This is a genomic window from Pseudomonas sp. D47, from assembly GCF_045447305.1.
GTDB lineage: Bacteria > Pseudomonadota > Gammaproteobacteria > Pseudomonadales > Pseudomonadaceae > Aquipseudomonas.
This window is the reverse complement of sequence record NZ_JBJGXU010000001.1, coordinates 377,581-393,821: the sequence shown is the minus strand read 5'-3', so window position 1 is coordinate 393,821 and position 16,241 is coordinate 377,581. Positions and strand designations below refer to the sequence as shown.

Below are 16,241 nucleotides of genomic sequence, written 5' to 3'. Positions count from 1 at the left end.
GCTTTTTCATGGCTGTAACAAACGTGCAAGCCCGCCGCCGTTATATGTGTGAGCAAGCAAGCCAGCGCCCACATTAGGTTTTGCGTTACGTCCAGCTGTTCAGCAGCGCTGGTAACTCCGCCAAGTTACGAATCTGCGCATCCGGGCGCTTATCCGCCTCCCAAGCCTTACCCGTCGGGTTAAACCACACCGCGCGAAGCCCTGCCTGCTGCGCCCCGGCGATGTCATCGCCTGGGTGATCGCCGATATGCACCGCCTGACTGGCGTCCACACCGCCGCGTTGCAGCGCCTCTTGAAACAACCGCGCATCCGGCTTGGCAATGCCGATATCTTCGGCGCGCAGGGCAAAGTGGAAATAGTCCGCCAGGCCCACGCGCTGCACGTCAGCGTTGCCATTGGTGATCACGCCCAGTAGGAAATGCTGGCGCAGCGCCTGCAACATCGGCTCGGCTTCGGGAAATGGCGTGAGTTGGTGTCGGGCATGTATGAATGCTTCGTAGCACACGTCTGCCATTTGCGTGGCCTCAGGCTGTGGATAGCCTGCCTCTTCAAACGCATGCATCAGTACCCGATGGCGCAGGATGCTGATGCGGTGTTTGAGCTCAGGATGGCGCTCCAGTACCTGCTGGCGAAGGCTGGCGAAGTGCTCCAAGGGCAAGTCGCCGACCTTGGTGGCGTGCACCGCCAGCCACTCGCGCATCGACGCCTCGGCGCCGATGATGACCGGTACGTTGTCCCAGAGTGTGTCGTCCAGGTCGAAGGTGATCAGCTTGATACTCATGAGTCGCCGCCCTTGATGCGTTTGGCCCGTGGATGGGCGCTGTCGTACACCGTTGCCAGGTGCTGGAAGTCGAGGTGGGTGTAGATCTGTGTGGTCTTGATGTCGGAGTGGCCGAGCAGTTCTTGCACCGCGCGCAGGTCCTGGGATGATTCGAGCATGTGGCTGGCAAAAGAGTGACGCAGCATGTGTGGGTGCAGGTTCTGCCCCAGCTCACGCTCGCCCGCAGCCTTGACCCGTACTTGAATGGCCCGTGGCCCCAGGCGTCGGCCTTGCTGGCTGATAAATACGGCATCGTCCACCGGGTTGGCCAATGCCCGCAGCGGCAACCATAGTTGCAAGGCTTCCCGAGCCTTGCGGCCGACCGGCAGCACGCGGGTCTTGCTGCCCTTGCCGAGTACCTGCACCAAGCCGTCCGCCAGGTCCAGTTGGTCGAGGTTCAGGCCGGTCAGCTCCGACAGGCGCAGGCCCGAGGAATAGAACAGCTCAAGGATGGCCTGGTCGCGGTGGGCGAGGAAGTCATCCTCGACGGCGCCGTCGAGCAATTGCAGGGCGCGATCGGTGTCCAGGGTCTTGGGCAGGCGCCGTTCGCCCTTGGGCGGGGCCAAGCCGTTGGCCGGGTCGTGGTCGCACAGGCCTTCGCGGTTGAGGTAGTGATACAGGCCGCGCACCGCCGACAGCAGCCGCGACAAGCTGCGCGAGGACTGGCCTTGCTGGTGCAGCCGCGCGACCAGGCTGCGCAGGCTTTGGATATCCAAGGCCTTCCAGCTGGCGATCTGTTGTTTTTCGCAGTACGACAGGACCTTGTTCAAGTCCCGTCGATAGGCTTCCAGCGTATGGGGCGACACCTGGCGCTCGTTGCGCAGGTGAGTGCAATAAGCGTCCAGTTGCCGCTCCATGGCTAGCGCACCGCGCGCAGGGCAGTGGTGAAGCGCGGCAATACGCGGCCCAGCACTTCGGCGATGTAGGTCAGGAACAGTGTGCCCACTGAGCTTTTGTAGTGCTGCGGGTCCCGGCTGGCGATGGCCAATACGCCGTGCAGGCCTTGATGGCTGAGGGCGACCACGGCGGTGGAGCCGATCTGCTTGCGCTGTTCGGCGCCAAATAGGAAGTCCAGCTCATGCTCGCGCAAGGTGCCGCTGATGGTCTTGCCTTCCGAGAGCAGGCCGCCGATGGCGGTTTGTGCTTCGCCGCCGCTGACCCAGCGACCCACCGGCATCGCGTTGTCGCTGAACAGGATCAGGCTCACAAACGGCACCTGGAAGTCCTGGCGCAGACTGTCTTCCACGGCGATCACCGTTTCTTCCAGGCTGGTGGCGTCCATCAAGGTAAGAATCAGGCGACGGGTCTTGTCGAAAAGACGGTCGTTATCGCGGGCCACATCCATAAGGTGCGAGAGCTTGTGGCGCATTTCGATATTGCGCTCACGCAGGATTTTCATCTGCCGCTCCACTAGGGACACGGTATCGCCGCGCTGGTGAGGGATGCGCAGCGCGGGCAACAGTTCTTCGTGCTGGGTGAAGAAGTCCGGGTTAGCCTCAAGGTACGCCGCGACAGCGGCGGCCTCCAGACTTTCGCTCGGGGACGCTTCGGCGGGTACTTGAGGCTTATCGGTCATTAGATTTGCTCACTCATAGACGGACCTGTCCTTCGTATACGCGCGAGGCCGGCCCGGTCATCATCACCGGGTGGCCAGGGCCTGCCCATTCGATGGACAAACGTCCGCCGGGCAGGTCGATCAGCAGCGGCGAATCCATCCACCCCTGGCTGATCGCGGCCACGGCCGCAGCGCAAGCGCCGGTGCCGCAAGCCTGAGTTTCGCCGGCGCCGCGCTCCCATACACGCAATTGCGCGCGGGAACGGTCGATCACCTGCAGGAACCCCACATTCACCCGTGCCGGAAAGCGCGGGTGATGTTCGATTCTCGGCCCAAGCTCATGCACCGGGGCGTTATTGATGTCGTCGACGCGCAGCACGGCGTGGGGGTTGCCCATCGACACGGCGGCGATGTCCACCGTCTTGCCCTCAACGTCCAGCGCGTAGTGGGTGGCCTGCTCGGTGGCCTGGAACGGAATGTCCGCCGGCACCAGGCGTGGCGCGCCCATGTTGACGCTGATCTGGCCGTCGCTGCGAATATCCAGCTCGATGATGCCGCTCTTGGTCTCGACCCGAATCTGGCGCTTGGCGGTCAGGCGCTTGTCCAGCACAAAGCGTGCGAAGCAGCGCGCACCGTTGCCGCACTGTTCCACTTCGGAGCCGTCGGAGTTGAAGATCCGGTAACGGAAATCCACGTCCGGGTTGCTCGGCGCCTCGACGATCAGCAACTGGTCGAAGCCAATGCCGGTGTGACGGTCGCCCCACTGTTTCGCGTGTTTGGGCAGGATGTGCGCGTGTTGGCTGACCAGGTCGAGGACCATGAAGTCGTTGCCCAGCCCGTGCATCTTGGTAAAACGCAGCAGCATGGCTTACTCCGGCAGCAGGCTTTCGCCAGCATACAACTCGGCTACCGTCTCGCGGCGACGCACTTCAAACGCTTGATCACCGTCCACCAGCACCTCGGCGGCACGGCCGCGGGTGTTGTAGTTGGAACTCATGACAAACCCGTAGGCTCCGGCCGAGTGCACGGCCAGCAAGTCGCCTTCTTCCAGGGCCAGCTGACGCTCCTTGGCCAGGAAGTCGCCGGTTTCGCAGATAGGGCCGACGATGTCGTAGTTACGGCCTTCGCCAGTACGTGGCTTGACGGCAGTCACATCCATCCAGGCCTGGTACAGCGCCGGGCGGATCAGGTCGTTCATCGCCGCGTCGACGATGGCGAAATCCTTGTACTCGGTGTGCTTAAGGTACTCGACCTGGGTCAGCAGCACGCTCGCGTTGGCGACGATATAACGGCCCGGCTCGAACATCAGGGTCAGGCCGCGGCCTTCGGTGCGCTCGCGCACGGCCTGGATGTAGTCTGCGATCTGCGGTGGTTCTTCATCGCGATAACGCACGCCCACACCACCACCGAGGTCGATGTGTTGCAGGTAGATGCCGCACTCGCCGAGGCGGTCGGTCAGCGCCAGCAGGCGGTCGAGCGCATCCAGGAACGGTGGCAGGGTGGTCAGTTGCGAGCCGATATGGCAGTCGACACCCAGCACTTCAAGGTTCGGCAGTTGGGCGGCGCGGATGTACACATCCTCGGCGTCGGCAATGGCGATGCCGAACTTGTTCTCTTTGAGACCGGTGGAAATGTACGGGTGGGTGCCGGCGTCAACGTCGGGGTTGACGCGCAAGGAGATCGGCGCGCGAACGCCCATTTCGGCAGCGACCACCTGCAGGCGCTCCAACTCGTCGGTGGATTCGACATTGAAGCAGTGCACGCCGACTTCGAGGGCGCGGCGCATGTCTTCGCGGCTCTTGCCGACGCCGGAGAAGACGATCTTGTCAGGCGTGCCGCCAGCAGCCAATACACGCTCCAGCTCGCCACGGGAGACGATGTCGAAACCGGCGCCAAGGCGCGCCAGGACATTCAGTACACCCAGGTTGGAGTTGGCCTTGACCGCGTAGCACACCAGGTGTGGAACGCCCTTGAGCGGGTCGGTGAAGGAGCGGTATTGGGCTTCGATGTGCGCACGCGAGTACACATAAGTCGGGGTGCCAAAGCGCTGGGCAATCGCGGACAGCGCCACGCCTTCCGCGAACAGCTCGCCGTCCCGGTAGTTAAAAGCGTCCATGAGTTTCCCTTAATAGGTGTCGTGCTTGTGCGCTTTTGCCGGCTTTTGCGACGATTGCGCCTGTTCATTCGGGTCTTTGCTGTCATCGGGCAGGTACAGCGGGCCTTTTTGACCACAGGCACTAACGAGGCAAGCGACCGCGACGAGCGCAGCAAGGGACGAGATCAGGCGCTTCATGGCGAAATCCTTGAATATGCATTAATTGCGCCCGAGTATACCGACCACCCGCCAGCTTGCCTATGCGCCGCAATACCCGTCCGACGGGGGTTTGCCGAGACGGTCAGGAAGCGTCCTACCCTTGATGGGGATATTTCATTCCGCCATTCGTGATGAAATCGGTATCCTTTGCAATCGGCGGGGCTCGCCCGTATCGTGCGGCGCTTGAGCAAAACCAGACACTTTTGAGGTTGCCACAATGAGTTTGACCGAAGCCCGTTTTCACGACCTGGTGGATGCGACACAACAGGCGCTGGAAGATATTTTCGACGACAGCGGCCTGGACGTGGACCTGGAAAACTCGGCCGGCGTGCTGACCGTCAAGTTTGAAAACGGTACCCAACTGATTTTCAGCCGCCAGGAGCCGCTGCGTCAGCTGTGGTTGGCGGCACGTACCGGTGGTTTTCACTTCGACTATGACGAGGAGGAAAATCGTTGGGCGCACGACACCACCGAGGAGCTGCTGAGCGAAATGCTCGCTCGCCTCACGAAGGAACAGTCCGGCGCTGACCTGGACTTCGACGAGATCTGATCGTGACCCAGCCTGCATCCGTTCGCCCGCCGAAGCCGCTGTTCAGCAATGTCAGCCCGGCGGTGCCGTCACCTTGTATCAGTTTGTGTCGCCTGGACGAGCAAAAAGTCTGTCTCGGCTGCTTCCGTCATGTGGAAGACATCCGCGAATGGCGCTCCGCCGACGATGCCCGGCGCCGGGTGATCTGCGCCGAGGCCGAGCAGCGCCGGAGCCACGTCTGAGACCGTCTTGTTTATTTGTGTCGCTGTGGTAGTGTCCGGGTACACCTCAACTCATCGAGGTCCGTGAGAACCCCGCCTTTTTCTGGCGGGGTTTTGCTTTTGTGTGCAGAAAAAAGGAGTCTGCCTGAATCATGACCGCACCTTCCATCATTCTTACCCGTCTTGACGTGCAGCGTCTGGAGCAACTGATCGACCGCGTAGGCGAGGGCTCGCCGGGCGTCGAAGCCCTGCAACGCGAACTCGATCGTGCCGAAGAACTGGTTGGCCACGATGAAGTGCCTGCAAGCGTCGTGACCATGAACTCCAGCGTGCATTGCCGTGAGCAAGGCAGCGGCAAGGACTACCACCTGACCCTGGTTTACCCCAAGGACGCGAATGCCGACGAAGGCAAGATCTCGATCCTGGCCCCAGTGGGCAGTGCGTTGCTCGGCCTGCAAGTAGGCCAGCACATCGATTGGCCGGCGCCGGGTGGCAAGACCCTCAAGCTTGAATTGCTCAGCGTTGAAGGCCAGCCCAAAGACGGCGGCGCATTCTCTCTGTAACTAGAGCCGCTTTAAACTTGTTTCAGTGCTTTGTTGAGTGACAGCTCCAACTCGGCCTTGTAGCGCAGGTACAAGTTGCTCGGGCTTTGCACATCACCGAGTAGTCCGGACAAGTCCAGGTCGGTGATGTAGCAGCGGTAGCGCTCGGGTTCCCGGCGCTGCCCGACGATTTCCTGGGCGACCACTGCAAACAGCTGGTCGCCAAACTCCAGTTCGCAAAATTCCCGCTGATTGCAGTACAGGGTGATGCCTACTTGGCCGGGCGCCGCCTTGCCGATAATTGCCTGCACGTCATAAAACGGCTTATTCGCCGGGTTCTGCGGTGACGGGCGAGGTTCGATGCCGCGTGCGCGATTACTGCCTGATGGCAACAGTTGGTAATACAAGGTTTGCACCTCGGCCAACGGCTGCTGTGTGTCCAGCGGCGAGAGTGCTTCGCGGCGATAGATGATCGACTGCAAGAAGCGCTGCAACGGCGCCAACAGGCTCTGCTCATCATGAAACGGCAAGCGTTGCCGCCAGAGCGCGTTGAATTCATCGAGTACATACAGCTCGGCGAAGCCTTCATTGACCCGGTAGAACACTTGCACGCAATCGGCCAAACCCATCGGTAGCAACAACGCCAGGTCATGGTCCTCCAAGGCCATGGCGTCCAGGTGCAGCGGGCTGTAGCTGGCCAATTCTTCGCTGAGGTAAGCGATCAGCGCGTCCTGGGTTGGCAGTGACACATGGGTAGCCTGGCCCGGCGTCAGCTCCATCACGTGATAGTGCTGCTGTACCTGCAACAGGTAGCGGTGGTTGGACTGGCCGAGCAGCAGGTTCTGTGCGGTATCGAAGATTTCTTCCACGCGCTGGGCAATGAACTGCGCACGGTTGTGACAGAAACAGCGCACCCGCAGGCGGGGCAAATGGTCCGACGGCAATTGGTTGAGGTAGTCACGCAGGCAGTCGAGCAGCGCGTGAGGGCCGTCGTAGCGGCTCACCATCACCTCGTTCCAACTGTTGCGCGTGACCTGATCCAGGGTCAGCACCAGGTTGTCGCGCACACCGGCATAGCTCAGGGAGTCGGTGCGCTCGGTGGTCATCAGGATATTCAGGTCGCGGTGATGCTTGAGCGGGTCGATGCCGACGTTGACCAGCAACAGCACTTCTTCCGGCACTGCCGAGCGCAACAGACGCTCCTCATCGACGCTGGTCAAGGGCAGGGCGATGGTCTGTTGCAGGCTGCCCAGCAGGTTGAACAGCTCGAATTCGGTCATGTCGCTGACGCCCGGGTGCAGCGCCAGGCGCGTGCTGCTGTCAATCACGCCATTGCGGTGGCACCAGGTGAGCATTTCCAACAGGTCGCGACTGCGCTTGATCGGCGCGAAGTGCTCCCATTCCAGCGCCGTGAGGTTGCCGTTGTACAGGCCCCAATGGTGCTGGCCCGGCTCCTTGCGATTGGGTGATTGCACCAGCGTGAGGGTGTCTTCGGCCAAATCAGGCGCGATGCCGGGGTTGATGAACTCGACCTTGCCGGCCTTGCGTTCGAACGCCGCGTACAAGCGCCGGCCCAGCACATTGAGGTCGCGCTTGTTGATCAGGCTGACGGTCTGCTCGGTGCGGGCGAACTGGGTGAGAAAGCGATAGCTGTAATTGAGCTCATTGACCAGCGCGCGGCGCTCGGAGGCGACCTGGCGCACTTTCCACTGGCTGCGGCTGTCCAGCAGGGCCAGTTGGCGCTGGTCCCAGCCCCATTCGTGGGCCAGGCGCTCCAGCAACAAGCGTTGCCAGCCGCTGGCGCGTTGGCCGGCGCTGAGCTTGCGGTTGACCTTCAGGTACAGCGCACGCCTTACCAGTTCCAGGCGTTCCGGCTCGTTGCGCACCTTGAGGTATTCCTCAATGCGGCGGTAAACCACGATGTACGGGTCCAACTCGTCCAGGTCCACCTGGTTGGCGAACACGGCACGTTTAAAGCGCAGGCTCAAACAGTGCACGTTCGGGTGTTCGCTGGCGTAAACCTCAGTCAGCAGCAGCTTGAGCACCGATTTGTAGGGCGACTCGATGCCCTTGAACAGCTGCCATAGCCCGGCACCAATGAACTCGCCCGGTGGGATGTTGGCCAGGTGGCCGAGGTCGAGGGTTTCATCGGCGCGGATAAAACGCTTGGAGATCAGCGTGTGGGTGAACTCGGCGTAACGGGTTTCTTCGTACACCGGCACCAGCCACCAGATCGGCGTGCGCCCAGCCAGCCAGATGGCGGTGCGGTAGAACTCATCCAGCAGCAGGTAATGCTGGGTGGTGCCGCAGTCGTCGGAGCTCAGTTGCGTGTCGCGTTCACCCAGTACAAAACGCGTCGGCTCGATCAGGAAAAAGTGCGCCTCGGCCCCCATGGTCAGCGCCCAGGCTTCGAGCAGTTGGCATTTTTTGCGCAGTTCGGCGAGTTCCGCTTCGCCAAGGTCAGGCGCGTGGCACACCCACACGTCCATATCGCTCTGATCGGCCTGGGCCAGGGTGCCGAGGCTGCCCATTAGGAACAAGCCGTGGATCGGCCGGGGCGGGTTGCCATGGCGTTGCTTGTAGGAAAACGAGCGGGTCAGGCGTTGGGCTTCGGCCAGGGCTTGGGCGTCGGGTTCGAAATTCGACAGCCCAGCCGGCGTGCTGCCTGAGACATACCCCGGCAATAGCGGGTGATTGACGTGGAAAAACAGCGGCAACAGGGTCAGCACGCTTTGCTGGCGCGGCGTCAGGCCCTCGACTGCCCGGGCCATGCGGCCTTCATTGAGGCCCATGAACCGCGCGCGCAGCTGGGTCAGCACCTTGCGGTCGATGCCTTCGTCCAGGTCGGGGCGGATTTCATGGGTGCGGGTCATGTCGAACTCGGTGGCTCGCAGGGCCCGACGTGGGCGGCCATGTGGGAGTTTACAGACACAAGCGTAGGAGGTTTAGAGGGAAATGGTTTTCGGCGTCAGAATTTTGTGTCGTCCACAGCAACGCCCTCGGAATCCGCAGAGGGCGGACTCCATGGGCGGTATCAGAGGTCAGGCAGCTTCTTTGGTGTTGGCGGTGGTCAGGATGGTCAACAGGGTTTGTGCCTGCTCTGCAGCGTCCCGGCCAAGGCTGGTCAGGTAGCCCCCGTCTGGCTGGTCGATAAGTCCTTTCGCATGGAGGCGCTTGGCCGCGGCGATGGCAGTGGGAGCGGCGGTCTGGTGGACTTTCAGACCTTCCTTGGTGCTGTCCAAGGGGAAGAGTACAAGGATTTCCAGTTCGGCAACCAATTCAGGGGTATACGACATAAGGACTCCAGACGTTCTAAAATTTATTAGAGGCTAGCAGGGCATAAGGTGAACGCACTTTGCCGGGCTGTCCAGTGAGAAAGTCGTGGGTCTTGATATGGCGCAGGTTTGTGGCGAGGAAGCAGGCGTCCCGGCCACAAAGGTGCTCGATTCAGTCGTTTTCCGGAGGCAATTGCGGCAGCGCCCGCAGCGCGGTTTCGTACCATTCGGTATTGAATGCGCGGTCTTCGTCCAGCATCTTGTCGATTTCCACGGCCAGCACGTGAGCCATGAGATGCAGAATCTCTTCGCGCTCGTAACCCACCAGCGTCAGCTTATTCAAGGTGGCTTTGGCGGCAGGTGGATTGTCGCTTTCGATCTGGTTTTCGATGACCTGGGTCAGCGTACTTTCGGTGAACTCTTCTTCGTCGCTGTCGATATCGGTCGGCTCGCTCATGGCAGGCTCCTCAAGGAAAGGGCGTCAGTTTACCCCCATTCAGGCAGGTGATGCTGCTGGTCAGGTGGGGCTGCACGCACTATAACTTCTGCAGCCAACCCCATACCCGGCCTGGAGGCATCGCAATGCTCAAGCTTTACGGATTTTCGGTCAGCAACTACTACAACATGGTCAAACTGGCACTGCTGGAGAAAGGCCTGCCATTTGAAGAGGTGCCGTTTTACCCGGGCCAGACGCCAGAAGCCCTGGCCGTCAGCCCGCGCGGCAAAGTGCCGGTGCTGGGCGTCAAGCAGGGGTTTATCAACGAAACCAGCGTGATCCTCGAGTACATCGAACACACCCAAGAAGGCCCGTCGCTGCTGCCGGCCGAGCCTTTTCAGCGGGCTCAGGTGCTGGCACTGTGCCGGGAAATCGAGCTGTACATCGAATTGCCTGCCCGTGCGTGTTTCGCCGAGGCGTTCTTCGGGATGCCGGTGCCGGAGGCGGTCAAGGAAAAATCCAAGGCCGAATTGCTGTTAGGGGTCAGCTCTTTAAGCAGGCACGGCAAGTTTGCGCCGTATGTGGCGGGGGAAAATTTTACGATTGCCGATCTGTACTTTATGTACAGCGTGAACCTCGCCTGTGGTGTGGGCGAGAAGCTGTTTGGCGTGGATTTGCTGGCTGAGTTGCCGAAGGCTAAAGCGTTGCTGGAGCGCTTGCATGGCATGCCCAACGCCCAGAAAGTGGCGGCGGACAGGGAGGCGGCGATGCCGGCGTTTATGGCGATGATTGCTGCCAAGAAGTAAATTCTCGGCGCCTTTCAGGACGCTATCGCGGGTAAGCCCGCTCCCACATTCGACTGCATTCCAAGGGTGGAACTCGGTCAATGTGGGAGCTGGCTTGCCTGCGATGCTTTTAGCTTTTAGCGACTGGCGAGCAGTTCCCGGCCGCGCACGACGGCTGCCTTGACCTGCGCCGGCGCAGTGCCGCCGATGTGATTGCGCGCATTCACCGAACCTTCCAGGGTCAGCACGGCAAACACGTCCTGCTCGATCTGGTCGCTGAACTGGCGCAGTTCTTCCAGGCTCATTTCCGCCAGGTCCTTGCCGGTGTCCACGCCGTATTTCACGGTGTGGCCGACGATTTCGTGGCAGTCACGGAACGGCAGACCGCAGCGTACAAGGTAGTCCGCCAGGTCGGTCGCGGTAGAGAACCCGCGCAAGGCCGCTTCACGCATGATCGCGTGCTTGGGCTTGATCGCCGGGATCATGTCGGCAAACGCACGCAGCGAATCACGCAGGGTGTCGGCGGCGTCGAACAGCGGCTCTTTGTCTTCCTGGTTGTCCTTGTTGTAGGCCAGCGGTTGGCCTTTCATCAAGGTCAGCAGGCCCATCAGCGCGCCGAATACGCGGCCGCTCTTGCCACGTACCAGTTCGGGCACGTCGGGGTTTTTCTTTTGCGGCATGATCGAGCTGCCGGTGCAGAAGCGGTCCGGCAGCTCGATGAACTGGAATTGCGCGCTGGTCCACAGCACCAATTCTTCGGAGAACCGCGACAAGTGCATCATCGCAATGCTGGCGGCGGCGCAGAACTCGATGGCGAAGTCACGGTCGGACACGCCGTCCAGGGAGTTGCCGCCCACAGCGTCAAAACCCAGCAGCTGCGCGGTGTACTCGCGGTCGATCGGGTACGTGGTGCCGGCCAATGCGGCACTGCCCAACGGCATGCGGTTGGCGCGCTTGCGGCAATCCACCAGGCGCTCGTAGTCGCGGCTGAGCATTTCGAACCAGGCCAGCAGGTGATGGCCGAAGGTCACAGGCTGCGCAGTTTGCAGGTGGGTGAAACCGGGCATGATCGTGCCGGACTCACGCTCGGCCTGTTCCAGCAGACCTTGTTGCAGGCGGGTGATTTCGGCCAGGATCAGGTCGATTTCATCGCGCAGCCATAGGCGGATATCGGTCGCTACCTGGTCGTTACGGCTGCGACCGGTGTGCAGTTTCTTGCCGGTCACACCGATGCGATCGGTGAGGCGGGCCTCGATGTTCATGTGCACGTCTTCCAGGTCGACGCGCCAGTCGAACGTGCCGGCCTCGATCTCACCGCGAATGGTGGTCAGGCCATCGATGATGCTGTCGCGCTCGGCGTCGGTCAGCACGCCGACCTTGGCCAGCATCGTGGCGTGGGCGATCGAGCCCATGATGTCGTGGCGGTACAGGCGCTGGTCGAAGGTGACGGAGGCGGTGAAGCGCGCGACGAAGGCGTCGACGGGTTCACTGAAGCGGCCGCCCCAGGACTGGTTGGTCTTGTCGGTGCTCATGGATTCGCTCGTGATCTGCTTAAAAGAGGCGTGGAGGTGTGCCGCCGATAATAACAGGGTTGCCTGCGCAGGCGATGCTGCGGGTGGTCGGCATTTTTATTTGTGCGAAGGATGGCTAAGTGCCTTGCCGCCGAACGCATCCGGGAAGAGACTGGAGGGAGGCGTTAATTGAAACGATATTTGACGATTGAGCAATATCGTCTCAGCGAGCGTCTACAGTTGCACTGATAGAGCGTGAATGCACCAAAGTCGGGTGATGCGGTCATATCCCTGACTAGCCATTTAAAAACGGGGGTATTCGGATTGTGTATCAGCAAACCCTACGACGATGCCCGAAGGCAGCAGGTCTTGGGCGCAATTGAACAGGTCCGGGTAAATATGGGTGCCGCTGCCGGGGCACTTTTTGCCGCTCGCACTAGTCTTAGCGTGGATCGCTGTGACGCAAGTCACCGCACCTGTCTACGCTATCCTTGTGCGAGACTCACGCAGGAATCCAGCGCAATATGAATGTCCTGATCGTTGATGACGAACCCCAAGCCCGCGAGCGACTGAGCCGTCTGGTCAGTGAACTCGAGGGTTATACAGTCCTTGAACCGAGTGCCACCAACGGCGAGGAGGCGTTGACGCTGATCGACAGCCTCAAGCCGGATGTGGTCTTGCTCGATATTCGCCTGCCGGGCCTTGATGGCCTGCAAGTGGCCGCCCGCCTCAGCGAGCGAGAATCGCCGCCTGCCGTGGTGTTGTGTGCAGCTCAAGAAGAGTTTTCTGCACAGACGCTCGAAGACAGTGGTGTCAGCTTTGTCGCCAAGCCGGTGACCGCCGAAGCGCTGCTCAAGGCCCTGAAAAAAGCCGAGCGCCCTAACCGCGTGCAACTCGCCGCGCTGACCCAGCCGGCAGCCCAGAGTGGTAATGGGCCGCGCAGCCATATCAGCGCGCGGACGCGCAAAGGTATCGAGCTGATTCCACTGAACCAGGTGGTTTACTTTATTGCCGACCACAAGTACGTGACCCTGCGTCACGAGGACGGCGAAGTCTTGCTCGATGAGCCGCTCAAAGCCCTTGAGGATGAATTCGGCGACCGCTTTGTGCGCATCCACCGCAACGCGCTGGTGGCCCGCGAGCGAATAGAACGCCTGCAGCGCACGCCTCTTGGGCACTTTCAGTTATTCCTGAAAGGGCTTAACGGCGACGCCTTGATCGTCAGCCGACGCCACGTCGCGGGTGTGCGCAAGATGATGCAGCAGCTTTAGCCCAAGGCCTTTGGCGCGGTCTGCATACTTTATCCCGGTGTGATGCGGCCAGGGAGGCCCCGCACTTGCTGATTCAAATCAAAGCGTATTTGCCTGAGCTGTTATTATCTGCCGTATCTATTCAGTACGGATTGATCCATGTCCTCTCGCGAAATCCGCATCGCCACCCGTAAAAGCGCCTTGGCCTTGTGGCAGGCCGAATACGTCAAAGCCCGTCTTGAGCAGGCCCATCCGGGGCTGAAAGTATCCCTGGTGCCCATGGTCAGTCGCGGCGACAAGCTGCTGGACTCGCCATTGTCGAAGATCGGCGGCAAGGGCTTGTTCGTCAAAGAACTGGAAACCGCGCTGCTGGAAAACGAAGCCGACATCGCCGTGCATTCGATGAAAGACGTGCCGATGGACTTCCCCGAAGGCCTGGGCCTGTATTGCATCTGCGAGCGCGAAGACCCGCGCGACGCCTTTGTTTCCAACACCTACGCATCGCTGGAAGAACTGCCCCTGGGCAGCATCGTCGGCACCTCGAGCCTGCGTCGCCAGGCGCAGTTGCTGACCCGGCGCCCGGACCTGCAAATCCGTTTTCTGCGCGGCAACGTCAACACCCGCCTGGCCAAGCTGGATGCCGGTGAATATGACGCGATTATCCTCGCGGCGGCCGGTTTGATTCGCCTGGGTTTCGAAGACCGTATCACCTCGGCCATCAGCGTCGAAGACAGCTTGCCTGCGGGTGGCCAGGGCGCAGTGGGCATCGAGTGCCGCACTGCCGACAGCGAAATTCACGCCCTGCTCAAACCCCTGGATCATCAAGACACCGAAGTCCGTGTGACGGCCGAGCGCGCCCTGAACAAACACCTCAACGGTGGCTGCCAGGTGCCGATCGCCTGCTACGCCGTGCTCGAAGGCGAAAACCTTTGGTTGCGCGGCTTGGTAGGTGACCCGGCAGGTGGCACGCTGCTCACCGCCGAGGTGCGCGGGCCGCAACGCGATGCCACCGCATTGGGTATCCAGGTGGCAGAAGAGCTGCTGGAGAAGGGCGCTGGCGCCATTCTGCAGAAAGTCTACGGCGAGGCCGGCCCGCAGTGACCGACTGGCGTGTGCTGCTGACGCGGCCTGCCGAGGAGTCGTTGGCCCTGGCCGCGACGTTGTCCGACGCCGGTATTTTCAGCAGCAGCCTGCCATTGCTGGGCATCGAAGCCTTGCCGGTAACGGCTGAGCAGCAGGCGGTTTTTCGTGACCTGGGCCGTTATAACGCGGTCATTGTGGTCAGCAAACCGGCTGCGCGACTGGCCTTGCAACTGTTGGATCAGCCCTGGCCGCAGTTGCCGTGGTTCAGCGTCGGCGCGGCCACCGCGCAGGTACTGGCCAACCACGGCCTGACTGTTCACTACCCGCCAAGCGGCGACGACAGCGAGGCCTTGCTTGCATTGCCGGCCTTGCGCGAGGCTATTGCACAGCCAAACGCCCGAGTGCTGATCTTGCGTGGCGAGGGTGGGCGGGGGCTGCTGGCTGAGCGTTTACGCGAGCAAGGTGCTAGTGTCGACTATCTGGAGTTGTATCGTCGTTTCCTTCCAGCTTACGACCCGGGGGCGTTGATGCAACGCATCCAGTTGGAACGCTTGAACGGCGTGGTGGTCAGCAGTGGGCAGGGTTTTTTGCACCTGCAAGCCTTGGCTGGCGAAGATTGGCCTGAGGTAGCGCAGCTGCCGTTGTTCGTGCCCAGCCCGCGGGTCTATGAAATGGCGCGGGCCGCTGGCGCAGAAAAAGTTGTGGATTGTCGCGGCGCGAGTGCCGCGGCTTTGTTAGTGGCGTTGCGCAGCTGTGCCATATAAGGCCGCCGCCCCACTCTCTGATACGCAAAGGACGGATACGTGAGCGAAACAGCCTTGCCTAAAGATGAAGCCCAACCCGCACTTGATGTGCCGGTTGAGTCACCGGTCAGCGCGCCACGCCGTGGCAATGGTCTGGCAATCGTAGCCCTGTTGCTTGGCGCCGCAGGTGTTGCCGCCGGCGGTTGGGGCATCTGGCAGGTCCGCGCCCTGCAAGCCAGCAGCCAGCAACAGCTGGGCCAGGTGCAGACCCTCGATGACCAATCCCAGGCGCTCAAGCAGAGCCAACAACAGCTGGCCGCTCGCTTGGCACAGTTGCCCGCAGCGGATGAGCTGGAGGAGCGTCGCCGTCTGGTCGCCCAGTTGCAGGGTGATCAGCAGCGCTTGAGCCAGCGCTTGGAAACCGTGCTGGGTGCCAGCCGCCAGGACTGGCGGCTGGCCGAGGCCGAGCACCTGATCCGCCTGGCCAGCTTGCGTCTTTCCGCACTACAAGACATCAACAGTGCTCAGTCGCTAGTCCAGGGCGCCGACGAAATTCTGCGCGAGCAGAGCGACCCAGGTTCCTATGCCGCGCGTGAGCAGTTGGCCAAGAGCCTCGCCGCGCTGCGCAGCACCGAGCAGCCGGACCGCACCGGCCTGTACCTGCAACTGGCGGCACTGCGTGATCAGGTCGTGCAACTGGCGGCCATTGCCCCGCAATACCAGCTCACCGAACCGGCCTCCCAAGGGCGCCCAACCACCGATACGCAAAGCCGCTGGAGTGAATGGTGGGAGCAGATCTCTCGCTACTTCCGCATCGACTTCAACCCTGACGACAACATTCGTCCGTTGCTTGCCGGCCAGGGCCTGAACCAAGTGCGCCTGGCCCTGAGCCTGGCCCTTGAACAAGCGCAATGGGCCGCGCTCAACGGTGAAACGGCGGTGTACAGCCGCTCCCTGGGTGAGGCGCGCAGCGTGCTGCAAGACAACTTCAACCAGGACAACCCGCAGAGCAAGGCGATGCTGGCGCGGATTGCCGAGCTTGAGCCCAAGGCCGTCTCTGTGGTCACGCCGGACCTGGCTGCAAGCCTGGCCGCCGTGCAGGCCTATCTTGAACGCCGTCATCTGTCTGCCGATGAAGCCAAGGCGTCGGCGGGCACGCCGGCGACCAAGGAGTAGA

The 16,241-nt window shown here is 61.5% G+C and carries 18 protein-coding genes; 8 read left to right on the top strand and 10 right to left on the bottom strand.

The window, feature by feature from the left end; genetic code table 11:
* Nucleotides 1-85: 85 nt before the first annotated feature.
* From ACI77I_RS01845 to ACI77I_RS01820, 6 genes are read right to left on the bottom strand one after another with little or no spacing between them, the layout of a single operon-like run.
* Nucleotides 86-781, bottom strand: coding sequence for an HAD family hydrolase (locus ACI77I_RS01845; protein ID WP_094948742.1), 696 nt, complete (start codon nt 779-781; stop codon nt 86-88).
* Entirely contained in the window at nt 778-1,677 is a 900-nt protein-coding gene (xerC, locus tag ACI77I_RS01840) for a tyrosine recombinase XerC (RefSeq protein WP_406996857.1), read from the bottom strand. Before xerC ends, ACI77I_RS01845 begins: the two co-directional genes overlap by 4 nt.
* 2 nt (nt 1,678-1,679) lie before the next feature.
* Nucleotides 1,680-2,396: a DUF484 family protein gene (locus ACI77I_RS01835; RefSeq protein WP_094948744.1), complete on the bottom strand. Its 717-nt coding sequence runs from the start codon at nt 2,394-2,396 to the stop codon at nt 1,680-1,682.
* A 13-nt stretch (nt 2,397-2,409) separates the two neighbouring features.
* Nucleotides 2,410-3,240, bottom strand: coding sequence for a diaminopimelate epimerase (gene dapF / locus ACI77I_RS01830; RefSeq protein ID WP_406996856.1), 831 nt, complete (start codon nt 3,238-3,240; stop codon nt 2,410-2,412).
* Between the two features lie 3 nt (nt 3,241-3,243).
* Nucleotides 3,244-4,491 (bottom strand): diaminopimelate decarboxylase, encoded by a 1,248-nt coding sequence (lysA, locus tag ACI77I_RS01825; RefSeq protein ID WP_094948746.1) that lies wholly within the window; start codon nt 4,489-4,491, stop codon nt 3,244-3,246.
* Between the two features lie 9 nt (nt 4,492-4,500).
* Nucleotides 4,501-4,668, bottom strand: coding sequence for a lipoprotein (locus ACI77I_RS01820; protein WP_017845169.1), 168 nt, complete (start codon nt 4,666-4,668; stop codon nt 4,501-4,503).
* A 238-nt stretch (nt 4,669-4,906) separates the two neighbouring features.
* Here ACI77I_RS01820 and cyaY point away from each other — a divergent pair, with 238 nt between their 5' ends.
* The 3 genes from cyaY (at nt 4,907) to rnk (ending at nt 6,002) form a co-directional block, all read left to right on the top strand.
* Entirely contained in the window at nt 4,907-5,239 is a 333-nt protein-coding gene (gene cyaY, locus ACI77I_RS01815) for an iron donor protein CyaY (protein ID WP_094948747.1), read from the top strand.
* 2 nt (nt 5,240-5,241) lie between these two features.
* Complete coding sequence (locus ACI77I_RS01810) at nt 5,242-5,460, top strand: DUF1289 domain-containing protein (protein ID WP_094948748.1); 219 nt, start codon at nt 5,242-5,244, stop codon at nt 5,458-5,460.
* Nucleotides 5,461-5,591: 131 nt separating this feature from the next.
* Nucleotides 5,592-6,002, top strand: a complete 411-nt coding sequence (rnk, locus tag ACI77I_RS01805) for a nucleoside diphosphate kinase regulator (protein ID WP_094948749.1) — start codon at nt 5,592-5,594, stop codon at nt 6,000-6,002.
* 11 nt (nt 6,003-6,013) lie between these two features.
* Here the strand turns inward: rnk and ACI77I_RS01800 are convergent, their stop codons facing one another.
* From ACI77I_RS01800 to ACI77I_RS01790, 3 genes are all read right to left on the bottom strand, one after another.
* On the bottom strand, nt 6,014-8,854 hold the full coding sequence (locus tag ACI77I_RS01800; RefSeq protein WP_406996855.1) for a class I adenylate cyclase: 2,841 nt from the start codon (nt 8,852-8,854) through the stop codon (nt 6,014-6,016).
* Between the two features lie 168 nt (nt 8,855-9,022).
* Nucleotides 9,023-9,277, bottom strand: a complete 255-nt coding sequence (locus ACI77I_RS01795; RefSeq protein WP_014720451.1) for a TIGR02647 family protein — start codon at nt 9,275-9,277, stop codon at nt 9,023-9,025.
* Nucleotides 9,278-9,428: 151 nt separating this feature from the next.
* On the bottom strand, nt 9,429-9,713 hold the full coding sequence (locus tag ACI77I_RS01790) for a hypothetical protein (protein ID WP_094948751.1): 285 nt from the start codon (nt 9,711-9,713) through the stop codon (nt 9,429-9,431).
* 125 nt (nt 9,714-9,838) lie between these two features.
* Here ACI77I_RS01790 and ACI77I_RS01785 point away from each other — a divergent pair, with 125 nt between their 5' ends.
* Nucleotides 9,839-10,498: a glutathione S-transferase family protein gene (locus ACI77I_RS01785; RefSeq protein WP_242153453.1), complete on the top strand. Its 660-nt coding sequence runs from the start codon at nt 9,839-9,841 to the stop codon at nt 10,496-10,498.
* A gap of 116 nt (nt 10,499-10,614) precedes the next feature.
* Here the strand turns inward: ACI77I_RS01785 and argH are convergent, their stop codons facing one another.
* A complete protein-coding gene (gene argH / locus ACI77I_RS01780; RefSeq protein WP_406996854.1) occupies nt 10,615-12,009 on the bottom strand; it encodes an argininosuccinate lyase in 1,395 nt (464 codons plus the stop codon).
* Between the two features lie 503 nt (nt 12,010-12,512).
* On the opposite strand from argH, the gene ACI77I_RS01775 reads away from it, so the two are divergent.
* The 4 genes from ACI77I_RS01775 to ACI77I_RS01760 all read left to right on the top strand — a co-directional run bounded on the left by ACI77I_RS01775 (nt 12,513) and on the right by ACI77I_RS01760 (nt 16,240).
* On the top strand, nt 12,513-13,259 hold the full coding sequence (locus tag ACI77I_RS01775) for a LytTR family DNA-binding domain-containing protein (protein ID WP_094948754.1): 747 nt from the start codon (nt 12,513-12,515) through the stop codon (nt 13,257-13,259).
* A 138-nt stretch (nt 13,260-13,397) separates the two neighbouring features.
* Complete coding sequence (gene hemC / locus ACI77I_RS01770) at nt 13,398-14,339, top strand: hydroxymethylbilane synthase (RefSeq protein WP_094948755.1); 942 nt, start codon at nt 13,398-13,400, stop codon at nt 14,337-14,339.
* On the top strand, nt 14,336-15,085 hold the full coding sequence (locus ACI77I_RS01765) for a uroporphyrinogen-III synthase (protein ID WP_094948756.1): 750 nt from the start codon (nt 14,336-14,338) through the stop codon (nt 15,083-15,085). The genes hemC and ACI77I_RS01765 overlap by 4 nt, the downstream gene beginning before the upstream one ends.
* A gap of 39 nt (nt 15,086-15,124) precedes the next feature.
* Nucleotides 15,125-16,240: a uroporphyrinogen-III C-methyltransferase gene (locus ACI77I_RS01760; protein WP_094948757.1), complete on the top strand. Its 1,116-nt coding sequence runs from the start codon at nt 15,125-15,127 to the stop codon at nt 16,238-16,240.
* The last annotated feature ends 1 nt before the right edge of the window (nt 16,241 follow it).

Bases quoted from the DNA above. Each gene is read 5' to 3' on its own strand.
- ACI77I_RS01845 (WP_094948742.1), bottom strand. From the start codon at position 781: ATGAGTATCAAGCTGATCACCTTCGACCTGGACGACACACTCTGGGAC.
- xerC (WP_406996857.1), bottom strand. From the start codon at position 1,677: ATGGAGCGGCAACTGGACGCTTATTGCACTCACCTGCGCAACGAGCGC.
- ACI77I_RS01835 (WP_094948744.1), bottom strand. From the start codon at position 2,396: ATGACCGATAAGCCTCAAGTACCCGCCGAAGCGTCCCCGAGCGAAAGT.
- dapF (WP_406996856.1), bottom strand. From the start codon at position 3,240: ATGCTGCTGCGTTTTACCAAGATGCACGGGCTGGGCAACGACTTCATG.
- lysA (WP_094948746.1), bottom strand. From the start codon at position 4,491: ATGGACGCTTTTAACTACCGGGACGGCGAGCTGTTCGCGGAAGGCGTG.
- ACI77I_RS01820 (WP_017845169.1), bottom strand. From the start codon at position 4,668: ATGAAGCGCCTGATCTCGTCCCTTGCTGCGCTCGTCGCGGTCGCTTGC.
- cyaY (WP_094948747.1), top strand. From the start codon at position 4,907: ATGAGTTTGACCGAAGCCCGTTTTCACGACCTGGTGGATGCGACACAA.
- rnk (WP_094948749.1), top strand. From the start codon at position 5,592: ATGACCGCACCTTCCATCATTCTTACCCGTCTTGACGTGCAGCGTCTG.
- ACI77I_RS01800 (WP_406996855.1), bottom strand. From the start codon at position 8,854: ATGACCCGCACCCATGAAATCCGCCCCGACCTGGACGAAGGCATCGAC.
- ACI77I_RS01795 (WP_014720451.1), bottom strand. From the start codon at position 9,277: ATGTCGTATACCCCTGAATTGGTTGCCGAACTGGAAATCCTTGTACTC.
- ACI77I_RS01790 (WP_094948751.1), bottom strand. From the start codon at position 9,713: ATGAGCGAGCCGACCGATATCGACAGCGACGAAGAAGAGTTCACCGAA.
- ACI77I_RS01785 (WP_242153453.1), top strand. From the start codon at position 9,839: ATGCTCAAGCTTTACGGATTTTCGGTCAGCAACTACTACAACATGGTC.
- argH (WP_406996854.1), bottom strand. From the start codon at position 12,009: ATGAGCACCGACAAGACCAACCAGTCCTGGGGCGGCCGCTTCAGTGAA.
- ACI77I_RS01775 (WP_094948754.1), top strand. From the start codon at position 12,513: ATGAATGTCCTGATCGTTGATGACGAACCCCAAGCCCGCGAGCGACTG.
- hemC (WP_094948755.1), top strand. From the start codon at position 13,398: ATGTCCTCTCGCGAAATCCGCATCGCCACCCGTAAAAGCGCCTTGGCC.